The organism is Terriglobus sp. ADX1 (assembly GCF_036877645.1).
Taxonomy (GTDB): Bacteria; Acidobacteriota; Terriglobia; order Terriglobales; family Acidobacteriaceae; genus Terriglobus.
Window position 1 is genome coordinate 1 of record NZ_JAEDXV010000080.1, and the last position, 255, is coordinate 255.

1 pseudogene is annotated in these 255 nt (G+C 66.7%); it reads right to left on the reverse strand.

Annotation, left to right across the window (positions count from 1 at the left end):
* A pseudogene (locus tag JAO32_RS19770) lies at positions 1 to 255 on the reverse strand (VWA domain-containing protein); the annotation flags it as partial.

Genomic DNA, 255 nt, shown 5'->3' on the forward strand with positions numbered 1-255 from the left:
TTGACGCCGACGTTCAGCGTCTGGACGCGGCCGCCGGGGCCGAGTTCAGCCTTGAGGTCTGGAGCCGGCTGATCAGCTTCGGGAATTTCATTCTTTTGCTGAGCACCGGGGAGCGACGATGTGGGAACGACGCCGCCGTTGCCGCCGTCGTCGGTGCTGGTGCTGGTCGTGATGCCCTTACCGGGGGTGACGCCAGCGGCCTGCGGAATGACGTTGGGACGAGGGCTGTCAGGGATGGCCTGCTGCTGACCCGCC